Consider the following 15,602-nt stretch of genomic DNA (forward strand, 5'->3'; position numbering starts at 1 on the left):
TCTTACGATGACTTTAGCATCCATACCGCTAGCTCTGGTCTTTGGGGTAAATTTAACGAAGATGTTGTCACCAAAGTCAGTGGTACCATCAAAACTCGCAGTAACTCTAGCTCCAAATCTCACGAAACATCTGCAGGTGTTCGTTAATTAGTAAATTAATTTCTAAAATCAACACCTTCCTGTTAGGACGCTTAGGCGTCCTATGAGTTTCCAAACTTCAGTCTCAATAATACTTTAATTAAAAATGAGACAAAATAAGGGATTGGCTTCATTAAAAAACATGAAAAAAGTTCTTGGCTTAACTATTCTCACCTTTTTGATCGCAACCCCTGCTTTAGCTGGTGAAACTTTCGTCCGCAATGAGTGGACAAATAGCCATAGCAGAACAGTAACTGATTTAAATATCGATTCTAAAACTATTTCAAATCGTTACGAAAAATACAGTACTACAGCAGATAAACTTTCTATCCAAGGTCGGATTATACCTGGTAAAACAGGTATATCCTCCAAAGCCTATGAAGACTATACTGTACATAGGTCTAGTTCTAAACTTGAGGGTAAATTTAACGAAGATATCGTTACTAGAGTGTTAGGTACCGTAAAAACTTACACTGATGTATATACCGAATCTCACGAGACAACAGCTGGTATCCGCTAATTAATATACTTGTGGTTCAAATTATCTTCAATCCAATCTTAAAGCTTAATGTGATTTAACTTGATGTGATTTAAAGTACTCTAGGGCGGCTAACCGCCCTATTTATTATGAAAGATTCAATTTTTTTATCTGTTGCTATTTTCGGCTGTATTGCTTTTATTTATTCTCATAAAGATTTTTTCTTTAAGCAGTTTCCTCATTTTTCTGCTAACTCTACATTTAGTTTTTCCAATGGACTTTTTCCTAATCGACGAATTCCCGGTCAAATTCCTACTCAACCAATCCAAACTCAGAATAGAAAATATAAACCTCAAATTCGACGAGATTTATACAACTCTATATCTGAAGGAATGTCCTATGATGAAGTTCGCTCCATTATTGGCTGGGATGGAATTTTAATTTATACAAATGACCTCGGTGATGGTGGTAAACTAATTACAGAAAAAATCTATCAATGGAACGATCAAGATATTTTTTCACCAAGTTATAACCCTCAAGGAGCAGGTGACTTAAATCCGTATTGGAGTGTAACCCTGCAATTTCAAAATGATGCTCTGGTGGGGAAAAGTTTTTATAATTTACAACAACCTGAATAGAATTTAATTAATGATTTTTGAGTGATAAGTTATGAATTGACTAGTATTGATTGAAAATTTGGTTTTATTATTCGTCAATTCCCAATATCTAAAATTTTACTTTACAAGATTTCACATTTTTTTAAACCACTCATAAAATAGGCAAAGCGGGATAATGGATAATAAGTAACAAATAATCAATCATGCAAACATCTTCGATCAATAATACCCAAAAATTGCAACTATCACCTTTAGATATACCATCCCGGTTGCTGTTGGGACCCGGACCATCAAATGCTCATCCAACTGTGCTCAAAGCCATGAATACTGCTCCTGTTGGACATTTAGATCCAGCTTTTTTGACACTAATGGATGAGATCCAATCCTTACTACGCTACACTTGGCAAACAAATAACCCCATGACCATAGCAGTAAGTGGTACAGGTAGTGCAGCCATGGAAGCCACGATCGCAAATGCTGTAGAACCTGGTGATGTGGTATTAATTGGTGTTGCTGGATATTTTGGTAACCGTCTTGTCGATATGGCGGGTAGATATGGTGCTGATGTCAAAACAATGACAAAGCCTTGGGGTCAAGTATTTAGTTTGGATGAAATTAAGCATCAATTAAACACTCATCGTCCGGCTATATTAGCCTTAGTTAATGCAGAGACTTCCACAGGTGCAAGACAACCATTGGAAGGAGTAGGTGAATTATGTCGGGAAGTAGGTTGTTTATTATTAGTGGATACTGTTACCAGTTTAGGTGGGGTACCTTTATTTTTGGACGAATGGGGAGTAGATTTGGCTTATAGCTGCTCTCAAAAAGGTTTGGGTTGTCCTCCTGGTGCTTCACCTTTAACCATTAGTCCTCGAGCTATGAGCAAAATCCAACAGCGTCGTACTAAGGTTGCTAACTGGTATTTAGATGCAACGTTACTACAAAAATATTGGGGTCAAGAACGCACTTATCACCATACTGCTCCAATTAATTTATACTATGCTTTGCGGGAATCTTTACGTTTAATGGCTGAGGAAGGATTGGAAAACTGCTGGAAGCGCCATCAAGAAAATGCCGAATATCTCTGGGATAAATTAGAAGGGTTAGGACTAAGTCTACACGTAGAGAAAGATTTCCGTTTACCTACCCTTACCACCGTACGCATTCCTCAAGGTGTGGATGGCAAGGCAATTTCACAAAAATTATTAAACGAATATAATATTGAAATTGGTGGCGGACTGGGAGAACTTAAAGGTCAGGTGTGGCGAGTCGGGCTGATGGGTTTCAATAGTCAAAAAGAAAATGTAGATCGACTTATAGAAGTCCTACAAAAAGTTTTACCGTAAATATCGGATTTCCTTCTAGAAATTGAAGTGATTCATTTTACTTCCAGTTCCGAAATTCGATCTCCAATGGGTCATCTCCATTCCCTAACCCAATTTCCAAAAAAATGATTTTTTCATAGTAGAAATTAATATAATGCTCTTTATGAGCATCTCCCAATCACTTAAAAAATCTCACAAACATAACCGTCATCGTGAAAGTGATTGGCGGTTATTTTTGCGACTGGTACCCTATGCCCGTCGTTACCAGAAAACACTGGCACTGTCAATGTTGCTGCTAGTACCTTTAGCAGTGTCAAATGCCTTACAACCAATAATTATTGGGCAAGTTATATCTTTAATTCGCGGTGAAGACAGTGCTTATGAATTTCTGAAAAATTTGCCCTTATTACAAGGCTTAGGGATTTTACAAGGAGTTTTATTATTTACAGTTCTTTTTCGTTTACTATTTCAAGGTTTTCAAGGATTTCTAGTTCAAAAAGTCGGTCAACAAATTACAAACGACATCCGTCAAGATTTATTTCATCACGTTACATCTTTGGCTGTACGTTTTTTTGACCGTACACCTGTAGGTAAATTAATTACCAGACTTACCAGTGATGTCGAAGTTTTGGGAGATGTTTTTTCCACCGGAGCGATCGGTATTGTATCGGATATATTCTCGATGCTGGTAATCATTGGGTTTACTTTTTATACTCAGTGGCAATTAGCTTTGTTGTTATTATTAGTTCTTTTACCGGTATCAGCATTAATAGTTTATTTTCAGTACCAGTATCGTCAAGCTAATTACAAATCCAGAGAAGAGCTTTCGGGGCTAAACTCCACATTACAAGAAAATATTGTTGGTATTAATGTAGTGCAATTATTTCGGCGAGAAAGATTCAACTCGCAGTTATTTCACAATGTCAACAAGCGTTATGTAAAACAGGTCGATAAAACTATTTTTTATGATTCGGCAGTATCAGCTACCCTGGAGTGGGTTGCTTTAATTGCAACTACAATTATCCTGTGGGCTGGTGGCTGGTTACTTTTAGAAAAACAATTGGATTTTGGTACCATATCAACATTTATTTTCTTTGCTCGTAAGGTATTTGAACCTCTACAGCAATTTGCAGAAAAATTTACAGTCATTCAATCCGGTTTTACAGCAATTGAAAGGGTGAGTGAAATTTTAGATGAACCGATAGAAATTCGCGATTTAGAAAATCCTCGATTCTCCATTTTTGATTCCCAATTGGGGTATGTTGACGAACTGAATAATCACGAACAAGCATCAAATGATAAACCAAAGTTAGGCGAAATTCGGTTTGAAAATGTTTGGTTTGCTTATAAAAATGATGATTATGTAATCAAAAACTTAGACTTTACTATCCACCCTGGTCAAAAAGTAGCTTTGGTTGGTCCCACAGGTGCGGGTAAAAGTTCAGTTATTCGCTTGTTATGTCGCCTTTATGAACCCACTGAGGGGCAGATTTTAGTAGATGGTATTGATATTAGAGAAGTACCACAAGCCGAATTAAGGCGATATATGGGAGTAATTCTCCAAGAAGGATTTTTGTTTGCTGGCGATGTTAAAAGTAATATTAGCTTGGGGGATAGTTACAGGATTGAAGAAATTCAACAAGCAGCAGCAAAAACAAATGTTGATAAATTTATTGAAAAGCTACCCCAAGGTTATGATAGTGAATTACGGGAAAGGGGAACTAATATTTCTAGTGGGGAAAAACAACTTTTAGCTTTCGCTCGTGCTGCGATTCGCAACCCTCAGATTTTAGTTTTAGATGAAGCTACAGCTAATTTAGATGTAGGGACAGAAGCTTTAATTCAAGATGCTTTAAATGAACTTTTGCTAGATCGTACGGCTATTATCATCGCCCATCGTCTTTCTACTATCCGCAATGTGGATCGAATTTTTGTTTTAAAGACTGGAGAATTGATCGAGCAAGGAAGTCACGAGGAATTATTAGAACAGGGAGGAATGTATGCAACTCTCCATAATTTGCAGATGTTGGGAACTTCTGAGCAAAGTAAGCAAATTACTAAAAGTTAATTGGTAATGGCTAATTGGTAATGGCTAATTTTCGATAAGCTCGATCACTGATGCTCAAATATTCTCCCACCAATGACAGGGGCTAGAAAAATCGTAATAATCATGGTGGGATTAAATACAATAATTTGAGTGTCTTGCAGAGGTTAAGTTGTGGATCCAATTTTAGAAACAGCGAAGAATTTACACGCAGAACTACTAGATTTCATATTATCTGCAGAGGACGATCTTGCGACAGCATTGGAAACTTTTAGCGCTGAGCAGTTAGCTAAATTTTCCCAATCTCAGTACCAAGGAACATCTCAAAATGAGATGGTAGTTTCTATGTTTATTAATGAGGGTGTGGTAAATGACAAAACACCAATAGATATTTTCCTTACAGAACACCCAGAATTATCTGACATCCAAAACCAACTTATTCAAAATTGGCGACGAAGTTTTGTTGGGTTATTTGCTGTGACCCAAATTTTATCCGATGGTTTTGAGTTAATGAATTGGATGACTGCTAAAAATTATACTCTTAAACCCAAGAATGAATCGGAAATACAGCTACTTGCAAGGGTTAAAGATGGTGAAATCTTATTGACTCGTATTTCTCCTGTCACAGATAGTTACTGGATGTTTTCTGGTCCAATAACACTAATGGGTAAATTAGGTAAACCCAAGCTATCAGTGGCGATCGGTAATTTTAAACAACATTACAAAAATCATCTGTATGGCGATGCTCCAGAAATGTTAGAAGAAGCATGGGTGTCAGTGGAACGTTACCATAAATCGTTCACAGAGTTCTTTGGAAGTGATGAAGTCACTTTATCTGGGTACAAATTAGAAAAAAAATTAGCAGAATTTCAAGATCGGATCACGCAAAATAAGTTAGATGCTGCGGGAATTGATAGTTCTAAATCCCTATCTGAATTAGCTCAAGAAGCAGGTGTTTCCCAAGAGGAAATTCAAGAGACTGCAGAATCAATTGGTATTGATGGTAAAGTTGCAAAAAAACTATTCAATGCTGATAGTAGCGCAAAAATGGTTTTACCAAAAGTCGAGTTACCAAACCATCTGAAAAAATTAGAACAAGTAACTGTAATTAATCATCCTCGTTGGGGACAAGTATTTTTAGCAAATCACGCAAAACTTAAGATTTTTTTAACAGAATCAGATGGGCAAAATAATCCCGATTTGGAAAAATTAATCAGAGAATATTTAGAATCTCCAGAAATTAATACAGCTATTTGGCAACGTCTTAAGAATGAATACCCAAAGCAATTAGAAAATGTTTTGCAAGTAGTATTAAAACGTCCAGAGTTCAATATAAAAGCAGATTTAGAAGATTTGTTAAGACAGTTTGATAAATCCGAACAACCTGAATTACCAGAAATTGCTAGCGTACCTATACATTTACATAATTTATTTCAAGAAGCATTAAGAGAAGTTAATAAAAAACAGAAATCAAAAAGTAAAGGTAAGGGTAAATCCAAAGCAGGTTTTGGCTTTAAATCTTAATTAAATAGCTTGGAATACAAATTTATCTATCTTTAGAATAGTAATTTTGCTTCAAATTGTAGAGATAAACCTTGCCCAAAATTGCTATTCTAGTTTATAGATAACTAGTTGATTATCAAAAATCACATCTTCTATAATCAGAAATGTTAGCGCGTCAAATTTCGGTTTTACTACTAAGCGATCGTTGATAGTATTTCGTTCAGAAGTTTGTATTAAATTACATATCAGTATAAACAAACAAAAACATTAATTTAGGGAGAAAAATATGAATATTATTGCTTGGGTCATTTTAGGTCTGATTGCTGGAGCAATTGGTAAAGCTATTTACCCCGGACACCAAGGTGGTGGAATTTTTGCAACTATGCTATTAGGAATAGTAGGAGCTTTCTTAGGTGGTAGTTTAATGACTTTACTAACCACGGGAAAACTCACGCTAACAGCAGCCACTTTAAGTATTCCGGGAATTGTGGTTGCAGTTATTGGTGCGATTATTGCAATCTTCTTGTGGGGATTAATGACTAAAAGTAACGCTTAAGAAGTTGCACATATAACCTTCAAATATAAGGTTTGGTCTTAGCCCAAATAACCGATAAAAACATAGATGAGATCTGTAAAGACGTAGCATGCTACGTCTTTACAAATGATTTTTGGTGCAAAATGCAAAATAATAGCGAACAATAGTGGCTATTGAAGTTCAAGGTCAATAACTTAAAGGTCAATAACTACTCTAGATGACTTCGGTTTACAAACACAAATTAAAACAGAACCTTCGTCTGGAGTACCAGTTGGAGGCTCTTCATATTCAACTTCCCCTTCATTAAGGGCACACATACAAGTGAGGCAAATACCTTGACGACAACTAAAATCAGCATCAATTCCATTAGCTTCAGCAAATTCTAGGATACTACCATCACTATCTTGCCAATTTAGGGTTTTACCAGATTTGGCAAAAACTATTTCTGCATTACGCTCATTTCCAATATTTTGTACATTTGTATCTTTAGTTATGGTGTTTGTTTTTGCACCTCCACCAAAGGATTCAAAGAAAACTCTATCTTCTGCTACGCCCCATTCCTTAAGTCCTTCCCTCAGGGATTGTAAAAACGGTGGAGAACCGCATAAAAAATATTCTGCATCCTGGGAGCCATATATCTTTTCTATCTCCGGAGCTATGGACTGTTTAATTAACTCCGCATCAACATAACCCACACTTTGATATTTCCCGTTATCTTCGGCTTCGGGACGACTGTAACGAAAATGAATTTGGAGATTGGAATGTTGTTGAGCTATCGCCTTGATTTCATTTTCAAAAGCATGAAACTTACCATTTCTCGCACCATGGACAAACCAGAGATGTCGCGTGGAGTTAAAATTTTTGCAAGCTTTTGCCATACTCATCATTGGAGTAATTCCAACTCCATTACTGATTAGTACTGCAGGTAAAGATTTATTGAGATCCAAGAAAAACTTACCTGCAGGTGGTTTGGCTGGAATTATGGTACCTTCTTGAACCTGATCGTGCATAAAATTAGAAGCTACACCGGGGGGAAAATCAGAATTTTTCGGTGCTCCCTCTCGTTTAATAGAGAGGCGATAATAGGTACCACTTTCTGAATAATCGGAAAGGGAGTAAGTACGAATTACAGGTTTATCTTTTTCGGGTATATCTAATTTAATTGTCAGGAATTGACCGGGTTTAAAGCCGGGTATACTACCTCCATCTTGGGGTTTAAGATAGAAGGAGGTAATTTCTTCACTTTCCTTAACCTTGCGAATCACTACGAAATTACGCCAGTCTTGCCAAACTGCAGTGTTTTTAGGTTGCTGTTCCTCGCTTGATGAGACTCGATTAGATGTTTGATTCGTTCTGGTTAAATTAGTTTTACTTGTGGTCACCAAACCAAATACAGCACCACATCCAGCTGCTAACAGGGAACCATAAACACCCATTCTGTGAATAGATTCATCTTTGGGTTTGGTAAAACCAATCAATACAGCAGATGTAATTATTACTGCGGAAAAAGCTGCTGTTGCACCTGCGATACTTCTAGTTAAAGGATTTTGGATTTTTCCCAGACTGTCAAGCATGATACCCCAGAAAAAGCAACGATCCAGCTCAATGTACCATTTCGTATCAAAAAAATATGTTACAGTGCGTTACTCAGTGAGTTACTCAGTGAGAGTATAATACTAAGGCAGTCAATCTCAATAACTGTTAGAAAAGTATATTAACTGAGCGATCGCCACTAACTTGACAAGGATAAGCGTTTAGAGACTCTTTTTGTTACTGCTAAATTTGTTGATAATAATTTTTCTGCAGATTGTTTGATTTTTTCAACTAAAGCCGTACCTGCTGTTTCTGGGGAACCTGTATTAAAAGGAGGTGCGGGATTATATTCCAATATTAACTGCAATCTTTTTGCTGTATCTTCATCATAAAGTTGAGCAGCAATTACTAAAGCAAAATCAATTCCTGCTGTAACTCCACCACCTGTAATCCTGTTGCGATCGATTACAACTCTTTCGGTAGATACTTCAACTCCCAACATTTTGAGATAATCCCGAAAAAGCCAGTGACAAGCGGCTCGATATCCTTGTAATAATCCAGCTGCGGCTAAAATCATTGAACCAGTACAGACGGATGTAATATATTTTGCATTCTTCGCTTGGGATTGTAAAAATCCTAGTACTTGCTCATCTTCCATTATTTCTGCTTGTGCCATACCACTACCAGGTACGGAAATAACATCCAGTTGGGGACAATCATCAAAAGTAGTACTGGGTAAAATTTTCAATCCTTCAGAACTTGTTACCGCTTCTAAGGACTTCCAGATTAGGTGAATAGCAGTATTGGGAAAAAGAGCAAAAACTTGATGGGGTCCAGTGAGATCGAGCTGTGTCATACCGGGATACATGACGAAACCGATATGATATTTCACTTCATCATTCATCTTTAAATTACTCTTAACATTGCTTTACACACTATGCTAGAAGTAACAACACAGCTTGAATAGTACCCAAATGGGTAGATTAAATCTATTTTTCGTATACATCTAATGGTAGCTAATTAACTCAATAAAATGATCTTGATCGCAACTAGCCAAAAAGCAAATGCACAAAATCAAAACAAATTTCCTAGATGGTCGCCTGTTTATAGCTGTCCTAGTGTTAACAACAGCATTAGTAGTAACTTCAATGGCATCTTTATCCCTAGGTTCTGTTTCCATCAGCTTACCGGATATTTGGCAGGCATTATTACATGAAGGGGATCCAATTAACCAAACAATTATTTGGGACTTGCGAATGCCGCGTATTATTGCTGCAATGCTTGTAGGATCAGCTTTAGGAATGTCAGGAGCTTTACTACAGGGAATGCTGCGTAATAGTCTTGCTAGCCCATTTATTCTGGGTATTTCTGCAGGTGCAGGACTAGTAACCGTAGGGATGATTGTTTTAGGAATATGGATTAACTGGGTTCCATTTGCTGCTTGGTTAGGAGCAATTGTTACTGCGATTACCGTAATTTTTCTCGGTCGCAGTCAAGGAGGAATTCGAGTTGAAAGGTTGGTGTTAGGTGGTGTAGCGGTTAGTTCCTTATTGGGTGCGGTTCAAAGTACATTGTTACTGTTAGCCGAAGATGGTAGGGTACAACAAGCCCTTAATTGGTTGATTGGTAGCTTAAATGGACGTGGTTGGGAGCAGATCAAAATAGCTGCACCCTATATGCTTACAGCATTAATTGTGGGATGTTTGCTCGCCAGATGGGTGAATGTACTAGCTTTGGGAGATGACTTAGCGGTAGGTTTGGGAGTTTCCTTAGTACGCAGTCGGCTTTTAATTGGTGGTGTCGCAACTCTTTTAGCTGCAGGTGCGGTAAGTATCGCAGGATTAATTAGTTTTGTAGGGTTGGTAGTCCCCCATGGAGTACGCTTATTGGTTGGAACTGACTACCGAGTATGTTTACCATTATCAGCCCTTGGTGGTGCGTGGTTATTGACCTTTGCAGACTTGCTTTCTCGTTTGGGAGCAGTGGAATTACCCGTAGGTTCAGTCACTGCTTTGCTTGGTTCTCCTGTATTTATTTGGTTACTGTATCGTCGTTCTGGAGCGATGACGGGTTAGGAATTGGCGACTGGGGATTGGCGGATGGTAAAGCGGGAACGCAAATGTACATAGCCTCATATGGATATTGGGAGATACTCTAAAAATTATGGCGTTTGAAACACACGTTACACAAAAATAATAATTTCTGGCGTTGCGTAATAGAGTGATGGAAGAGCATTATTGGGGGTTAATCCGGTAACTTAATTTTGGGTGCTCCGGTTTCCTCTGATACTCGCTCAACATCAAAGCTCTCGATATTATCTTCAAAACGATTAAAAATAATACGGATTTCGTCATAACCAATAGCGATAGAAGCCCCTCTTACTTCCCTACACTTAACTCGCATTAAAGTTTGGAAGCCAGAGTACGGTTCGTTAAGATAAAATTTTCTGGTGCAACCAACACCAACAAAGCCTTCTAGTGCAACCTGATTGAGTGCAGCTACACCCATCCGACTATTTATCAGCAATTTTATTTGATTTATCTCTTCTGCTTCTGTCATCCGTCGCCAATTGTCTTTAATTTCATTTTCATTATCTTTTGTTATGTTGTTTTTATTATTAATTCGTGCTTTTGAAGTTGCATTAGTATTTTTAATATTGTTAGCCGGAGAAGAATTATCTTCTTTATTTTTACTTGCTAAATCAATTTGATTTTTGGTTACAGGTTGATTATTCTTGTCATGATCACCTACTTGAGCATTATTACAACCAATCATCAATAAAGAAATAATTAATAATGTGCCAGTTGGGAAGATAGACGTTTTCATGAAACTTGTATTGTTAAATTCATTACTCATTACAACTCCTCAAAAAGTTGATTCCAATCCAACTCCGATGCTCTTGCTCCCTTATTAACTATCTCAAAAGTTTTATTTACAGAATTTGAGTTTTTAATCGATTCCACGCAAGCGTTAGCCACATCAATTCGGCTGGTTTGACCGGTTAATTTATCGCCTGTTCCCAATACCACGCCAAGTTTACCTCCTGTTTTAGCTCTAATTAAGGTGTTGAGATCGTAGGAAGTATAAGGACCATCTATCAAACGTCCGGGTCGGATAATGGTATATGGTAATCCAGAGTTAATGATAGTTTGTTCTCCTTGTTGTTTCGCATCCAATACACCAAAACCATTGAGAATCTTATAAGGAAATTGGTCTTTACGTTCCACACCACAGGAAGATACAAACACAAACCGTTGTAAATTTTGTGGCGCTGCTGCAACTAAGTTACTTACACCAACAGCATCAACCTTGTGAGGACTATTTTTTGCTTTAGCTTTAGCTTTTTCGGGATCGAAAAATAAGAAGAATGACTCAATAAAATTTGGATCTCCCTCAAAGTCCCATTTTGCAGAAGGAAAAGCAGTTGTTCCACTACAACAAATAATGTGGGTAAGGTTGGACATCGCAGGGGATAAAGTTTCGGGATCGCGGATATCTCCGATCGCAATCTCTACTTTACCTGCAAACATATTTTCTGCTTTGGATGCATTACGCGTCAGAACCCTAACCTGAAAACCTTCAGAAAGTAACTTGGCTACTGTCAATTGTCCAACTCCACCAGTAGCACCAGCAACTAATACTAAGTTTTTGTCTGAAACACTGCTTGAAGTCATAACTGTAGCCGGGAATAACTCTTGTTTTTATCATAATCGTAAGAGTTACCATCAAATCAAGCTTTAAAATTCCTAATCCCCCATCCCCTATAATGGCGGAATCTCCTTACCAAATAAAGTTAGATACATCAAACGATAAATGTCAGTGTTATCTACGGTATTCGGTAGCTTGTCAGCATTGAGACCATGGGCTTTCGCAACAATAGAACCAGAGTAATCGCTAAAACCAGCCCAAGCAATTGCAAAAGGATAACGTTTTCCTTGTTTATCCGGTGCAGAAACAAAAGGTGGTGTTTCGGTTCCATCTCGACCATCCCAGGGAGAACCATTTCTACTAGTTGGAGGTAAAGGTCTATCCAACGGGAAGTCTTTTGGTGTCACACCAATTACTTCAAAACCCCCTGCGTCACTATCTGCAGCTGTCACCAACAAAGTATTAGAGTTCTTATCAATAAAATTTGTTGCGACACCAACCGCATCATCAGCACGCTTAATTGCTTCAATACAACCTTTAGCATTGTTGAAATTACAAAAATTATCGCTACCTTCTTCTTCTAAAACGATAAAGAAACCATTAGAATTTTGCGACACTATTTTCAAGGTTGCTTCTAACATTTCAGCAACAGTTGGCGCATTAGGAACGTAAAGAGGTAAATTTTTCTTTTGTAATTCCTCTTCCGGCTCATCATTATAAGTATCTGTAGCAGCAAAAATGCCTAAAACTTTTTTTGTTCCTGCTGGTAAATTTAGCAGTTCGTCACGAGTATAAACAACGGTATAACCTTTTTCTTTCGCAACTTCGATTAAGTTTATTCCATCTTCCCGTTGACTTTCTTCAGGCTTTGCGTGTCTTCCCGCAGTACCTCTAGGAAGATAAAATACTTCCCCACCCCCTAAAATTACGTCAACACCAGACTCAATAACTTGCTTCGTAATATCGTTAAATTCTCGACGATTTTTAGTTTTTGCAACAAATGCACCCGTTCCCGGTTCGGGAATAATCCCGGAATTAATAATTGCTGTAGCTTTCTTGGCTGCGATCGCTTCTTCCATAATTGTTTGTGGTTTACCGGAAGCTGCAATTAGTGGTTTACTATTTTCGTCCAATCCAAAAGAATCAGCATTTACCTTGACTCCTGTAGCGTGAATTACTGCTCCAGCATTGGAAGTTGCTGTTAATTGATTTTTCAGGTGTCCTAGATACACACCCATCTTGGATAACCGATCCCAGTTGAGTCTCCCATCTGGACCATAATGTAACATCCGCGCTGCTCCCCAATGGGAAGGGCTAGTACCATCGGGGTGAATAAATATTACATTACCTTGACTTGCAGCCGTTTTACCATATGTACTTTTGGTATCTTGTTGGGGTGTAGTACAACCAGTAATCAAAAGTACGGTACAAAATAATATTCCGAGAAATTTTTTGTTCATTAGAGACGTTGTTTGAGAATAGGAACAACGCTTTGAATTGTAGTGAATTTTGGCTACGAGAAAGTAGAAGTTTGGCTAACATATACTTTATTTGAACATAATCCCAAATCAACCTTAACTATAGATAGATAAGTTGCAGGTATAATTGGACTAAGTAATATACTGCGCCACCACTTCAAAGAAAAAATCTATTTGATGTGACACTTTAGGGGTACGATTATTGACGTACGTGTAGTATTGCAGCATCCCAACTTATTAAGTAGCTTAAAGCTCAAAGTGAATCACCTTACTTTGGCAAAAATATTCTGTTCTGCTGCACTAAGTTTTTCAGTCGTGAATATCAACCAGAGACAGGTTTAATAAAAAGCATAGCATTGAACAGTTTAATACCTGTACCGTAATATATACTGATGAAATTACTGAATAAATGTATAGTGCTACTCGAAACTAGAAATTTAGTTAAATATAATGGGGTCACTTACGATTGAGTAGTAAACTGGGAAAATCTTGTTCTACTATTTTTTGACACAAAAAGAATATCAGGGATAGCTCTACTGTGTATGTATACTCTCAACTAAATATATCTAGTTGATATTGTTGATTTAGAAAATCGCTTAAACAAAGGATTATTAACAAAAGGATGTATTTCAAAGAATGTATTTCCATTCTGGATTTTTTGTGTTCTCAAGAGGCGATTTTTTTAGAAAATGCTCGTCTGTATGAGGAGTCTCAGCGAAACCTGGAAAAATTACGGGAGAGCGAACAGCGCTTCCGGTACTTATTCGAGTCGACTCCTACAATCGCGATGCAGTGTTACAACCATCATCGTCAAGTAATTGCTTGGAATACAGCCAGCGAATCCTTATACGGTTATTCTCAAGCAGAAGCACTCGGTAAGCAGTTGGAAGATTTGATTATTCCTCCACAGATGCGAGAATTGGTTATACAAGCTGTTAATCAGTGGTTATTTGAGGGAATTCCAATTCCACCATCTGAGCTTGGTTTAATGCACAAAGATGGTTCAATAGTCAGCGTTTATTCCAGTCATGCAATTTTTACAAATATGGCTGGGGAAAAAGAAATGTATTGCTTTGATATTGATATTCGCGATCGCAAAGCAGCAGAAGCAGCAATTAAACAAAAATCCCAAGAACTGGAACAAGCACTTCAATACTTACAAGAAGCGCAGTTACAAATAATACAACACGAGAAAATGTCTGCCCTTGGGAATTTGGTTGCAGGTGTTGCGCACGAGATTAATAATCCTGTTTGTTTTATTGCCGGTAATGTTCAAGAAGCGGTTACATCAGTTAAAAATATTACAGAATACCTGCGGCTCTATCAAGAAAAATTTCCCGATCCCGGTGATGAAATTACACAAAAAGCTGCAGAACTTGACATAGAATATCTGTTAGAAGACTTGCCCAAAATGTTGCATTCTATGGAAGTTGGGTGCGAGCGCATCAAAAATATTAGTAATAGCTTAACAACTTTTTCTCGTTCTGATAAAGACTACAAAGTATTATTTGATATCCATAAAGGTATTGATAGCACAATTTTAATTCTTAAACATCGTCTTAAAGCAAACAAACAGCGTCCAGCAATTGAAATTAGTACCAAGTATGATAATTTACCTGAAGCAAAGTGTTTCCCGGGGCAGTTAAATCAAGTATTTATGAATATAATTGCTAATGCGATAGATGCATTGGATGAATCTAGTATTGGTCGCAGTTGTGCAGAACTTGAAAATAATCCCAACCGAATAATCATCAAAACTTTCCTTGAAGACGATTGTGTCAAGATTTCCATTAGCGATAATGGTAAAGGGATGTCTGAAGAGGTTCAACAAAAAATTTTTGACCGTCAATTTACTACCAAAAGTGTCGGTAAAGGAACAGGATTAGGGTTGGCGATCGCTCGTCAAATTGTTGTAGATAAACATGGTGGTAATTTGGAAGTAAGTTCTGTTTTGGGAGAAGGTACAGAGTTTATTATTACGATTCCTATAAGCGAGTAATGAGTAATAAGTAATGAGTAATGAGTAATGAGAATTAGTTATGACCGATTATCAATTGGGTAAAATAGAATCATTGTATGATTTTGACTCATGTTTGATAATGATATAAATATTAGTATTCAAGAAAGAACAGAAGATTTTGCCATCAGAGTAGTTAAAGCTTATGGTTGTGCGTCAAACAAGTGTGGGAATGATATAGTGGTGTATAAAAAACAACTTTAGCTATCTATGGAATGTCCTCTGTGCGGTTATCACAAAACACATAAGCATGGGAAAACTAGTAAAGGAAGTCAACGGTATTACT

The 15,602-nt window shown here is 37.3% G+C and carries 13 protein-coding genes; 8 read left to right on the forward strand and 5 right to left on the reverse strand.

The annotated features are described in order from the left end of the window. Window positions 1–244: 244 nt before the first annotated feature. From QNJ50_RS25940 to QNJ50_RS25965, 6 genes are all read left to right on the forward strand, one after another. Complete coding sequence (locus tag QNJ50_RS25940; protein WP_300641366.1) at window positions 245–658, forward strand: hypothetical protein; 414 nt, start codon at window positions 245–247, stop codon at window positions 656–658. Between the two features lie 107 nt (window positions 659–765). Beyond that, window positions 766–1,254, forward strand: coding sequence for a hypothetical protein (locus QNJ50_RS25945; protein ID WP_300641368.1), 489 nt, complete (start codon window positions 766–768; stop codon window positions 1,252–1,254). A gap of 179 nt (window positions 1,255–1,433) precedes the next feature. Next, the gene (locus tag QNJ50_RS25950) at window positions 1,434–2,579 is read left to right on the forward strand and encodes an alanine--glyoxylate aminotransferase family protein (protein ID WP_300641390.1); all 1,146 of its coding nucleotides are present in this window, start codon (window positions 1,434–1,436) and stop codon (window positions 2,577–2,579) included. A 142-nt stretch (window positions 2,580–2,721) separates the two neighbouring features. Beyond that, window positions 2,722–4,626 carry an ABC transporter ATP-binding protein gene (locus tag QNJ50_RS25955; RefSeq protein ID WP_300641370.1) on the forward strand — a complete coding sequence of 635 codons (1,905 nt, stop codon included), beginning with the start codon at window positions 2,722–2,724 and terminating at the stop codon, window positions 4,624–4,626. Between the two features lie 150 nt (window positions 4,627–4,776). Further along, a complete protein-coding gene (locus QNJ50_RS25960) occupies window positions 4,777–6,126 on the forward strand; it encodes a hypothetical protein (RefSeq protein ID WP_300641372.1) in 1,350 nt (449 codons plus the stop codon). A 265-nt stretch (window positions 6,127–6,391) separates the two neighbouring features. Then, entirely contained in the window at window positions 6,392–6,661 is a 270-nt protein-coding gene (locus QNJ50_RS25965; RefSeq protein WP_300641374.1) for a GlsB/YeaQ/YmgE family stress response membrane protein, read from the forward strand. Between the two features lie 173 nt (window positions 6,662–6,834). Here QNJ50_RS25965 and QNJ50_RS25970 read toward each other — a convergent pair whose 3' ends face one another. Together QNJ50_RS25970 and QNJ50_RS25975 are read right to left on the reverse strand one after the other, a co-directional pair. Further along, window positions 6,835–8,214: a 2Fe-2S iron-sulfur cluster-binding protein gene (locus QNJ50_RS25970; RefSeq protein WP_300641376.1), complete on the reverse strand. Its 1,380-nt coding sequence runs from the start codon at window positions 8,212–8,214 to the stop codon at window positions 6,835–6,837. A gap of 158 nt (window positions 8,215–8,372) precedes the next feature. Next, window positions 8,373–9,077, reverse strand: coding sequence for a DJ-1/PfpI family protein (locus tag QNJ50_RS25975; RefSeq protein WP_300641378.1), 705 nt, complete (start codon window positions 9,075–9,077; stop codon window positions 8,373–8,375). 160 nt (window positions 9,078–9,237) lie between these two features. On the opposite strand from QNJ50_RS25975, the gene QNJ50_RS25980 reads away from it, so the two are divergent. Further along, a complete protein-coding gene (locus QNJ50_RS25980) occupies window positions 9,238–10,248 on the forward strand; it encodes an iron ABC transporter permease (protein ID WP_300641380.1) in 1,011 nt (336 codons plus the stop codon). Between the two features lie 169 nt (window positions 10,249–10,417). Here the strand turns inward: QNJ50_RS25980 and QNJ50_RS25985 are convergent, their stop codons facing one another. The 3 genes from QNJ50_RS25985 to QNJ50_RS25995 all read right to left on the reverse strand — a co-directional run bounded on the left by QNJ50_RS25985 (window position 10,418) and on the right by QNJ50_RS25995 (window position 13,281). Then, window positions 10,418–11,029, reverse strand: coding sequence for a hypothetical protein (locus QNJ50_RS25985; protein ID WP_300641382.1), 612 nt, complete (start codon window positions 11,027–11,029; stop codon window positions 10,418–10,420). Beyond that, on the reverse strand, window positions 11,029–11,847 hold the full coding sequence (locus QNJ50_RS25990; protein WP_300641384.1) for an SDR family oxidoreductase: 819 nt from the start codon (window positions 11,845–11,847) through the stop codon (window positions 11,029–11,031). The genes QNJ50_RS25985 and QNJ50_RS25990 overlap by 1 nt, the downstream gene beginning before the upstream one ends. An 87-nt stretch (window positions 11,848–11,934) precedes the next feature. Next, window positions 11,935–13,281, reverse strand: coding sequence for an alkaline phosphatase (locus QNJ50_RS25995; RefSeq protein ID WP_300641386.1), 1,347 nt, complete (start codon window positions 13,279–13,281; stop codon window positions 11,935–11,937). 640 nt (window positions 13,282–13,921) lie between these two features. Here QNJ50_RS25995 and QNJ50_RS26000 point away from each other — a divergent pair. Then, window positions 13,922–15,298: an ATP-binding protein gene (locus tag QNJ50_RS26000; protein WP_300641388.1), complete on the forward strand. Its 1,377-nt coding sequence runs from the start codon at window positions 13,922–13,924 to the stop codon at window positions 15,296–15,298. Window positions 15,299–15,602 lie beyond the last annotated feature (304 nt).

This window comes from Mastigocoleus sp. MO_188.B34 (assembly GCF_030065675.1).
GTDB lineage: Bacteria > Cyanobacteriota > Cyanobacteriia > Cyanobacteriales > Nostocaceae > Mastigocoleus.

What these genes read in the sequence shown, in the direction of transcription:
- QNJ50_RS25970 (WP_300641376.1), bottom strand. Translation starts at nt 8,214, where the DNA reads ATGCTTGACAGTCTGGGAAAAATCCAAAATCCTTTAACTAGAAGTATC.
- QNJ50_RS25995 (WP_300641386.1), bottom strand. Translation starts at nt 13,281, where the DNA reads ATGAACAAAAAATTTCTCGGAATATTATTTTGTACCGTACTTTTGATT.
- QNJ50_RS25975 (WP_300641378.1), bottom strand. Translation starts at nt 9,077, where the DNA reads ATGAATGATGAAGTGAAATATCATATCGGTTTCGTCATGTATCCCGGT.
- QNJ50_RS25945 (WP_300641368.1), top strand. Translation starts at nt 766, where the DNA reads ATGAAAGATTCAATTTTTTTATCTGTTGCTATTTTCGGCTGTATTGCT.
- QNJ50_RS25955 (WP_300641370.1), top strand. Translation starts at nt 2,722, where the DNA reads ATGAGCATCTCCCAATCACTTAAAAAATCTCACAAACATAACCGTCAT.
- QNJ50_RS25980 (WP_300641380.1), top strand. Translation starts at nt 9,238, where the DNA reads ATGCACAAAATCAAAACAAATTTCCTAGATGGTCGCCTGTTTATAGCT.
- QNJ50_RS26000 (WP_300641388.1), top strand. Translation starts at nt 13,922, where the DNA reads ATGTATTTCAAAGAATGTATTTCCATTCTGGATTTTTTGTGTTCTCAA.
- QNJ50_RS25940 (WP_300641366.1), top strand. Translation starts at nt 245, where the DNA reads ATGAGACAAAATAAGGGATTGGCTTCATTAAAAAACATGAAAAAAGTT.
- QNJ50_RS25990 (WP_300641384.1), bottom strand. Translation starts at nt 11,847, where the DNA reads ATGACTTCAAGCAGTGTTTCAGACAAAAACTTAGTATTAGTTGCTGGT.
- QNJ50_RS25985 (WP_300641382.1), bottom strand. Translation starts at nt 11,029, where the DNA reads ATGAGTAATGAATTTAACAATACAAGTTTCATGAAAACGTCTATCTTC.
- QNJ50_RS25965 (WP_300641374.1), top strand. Translation starts at nt 6,392, where the DNA reads ATGAATATTATTGCTTGGGTCATTTTAGGTCTGATTGCTGGAGCAATT.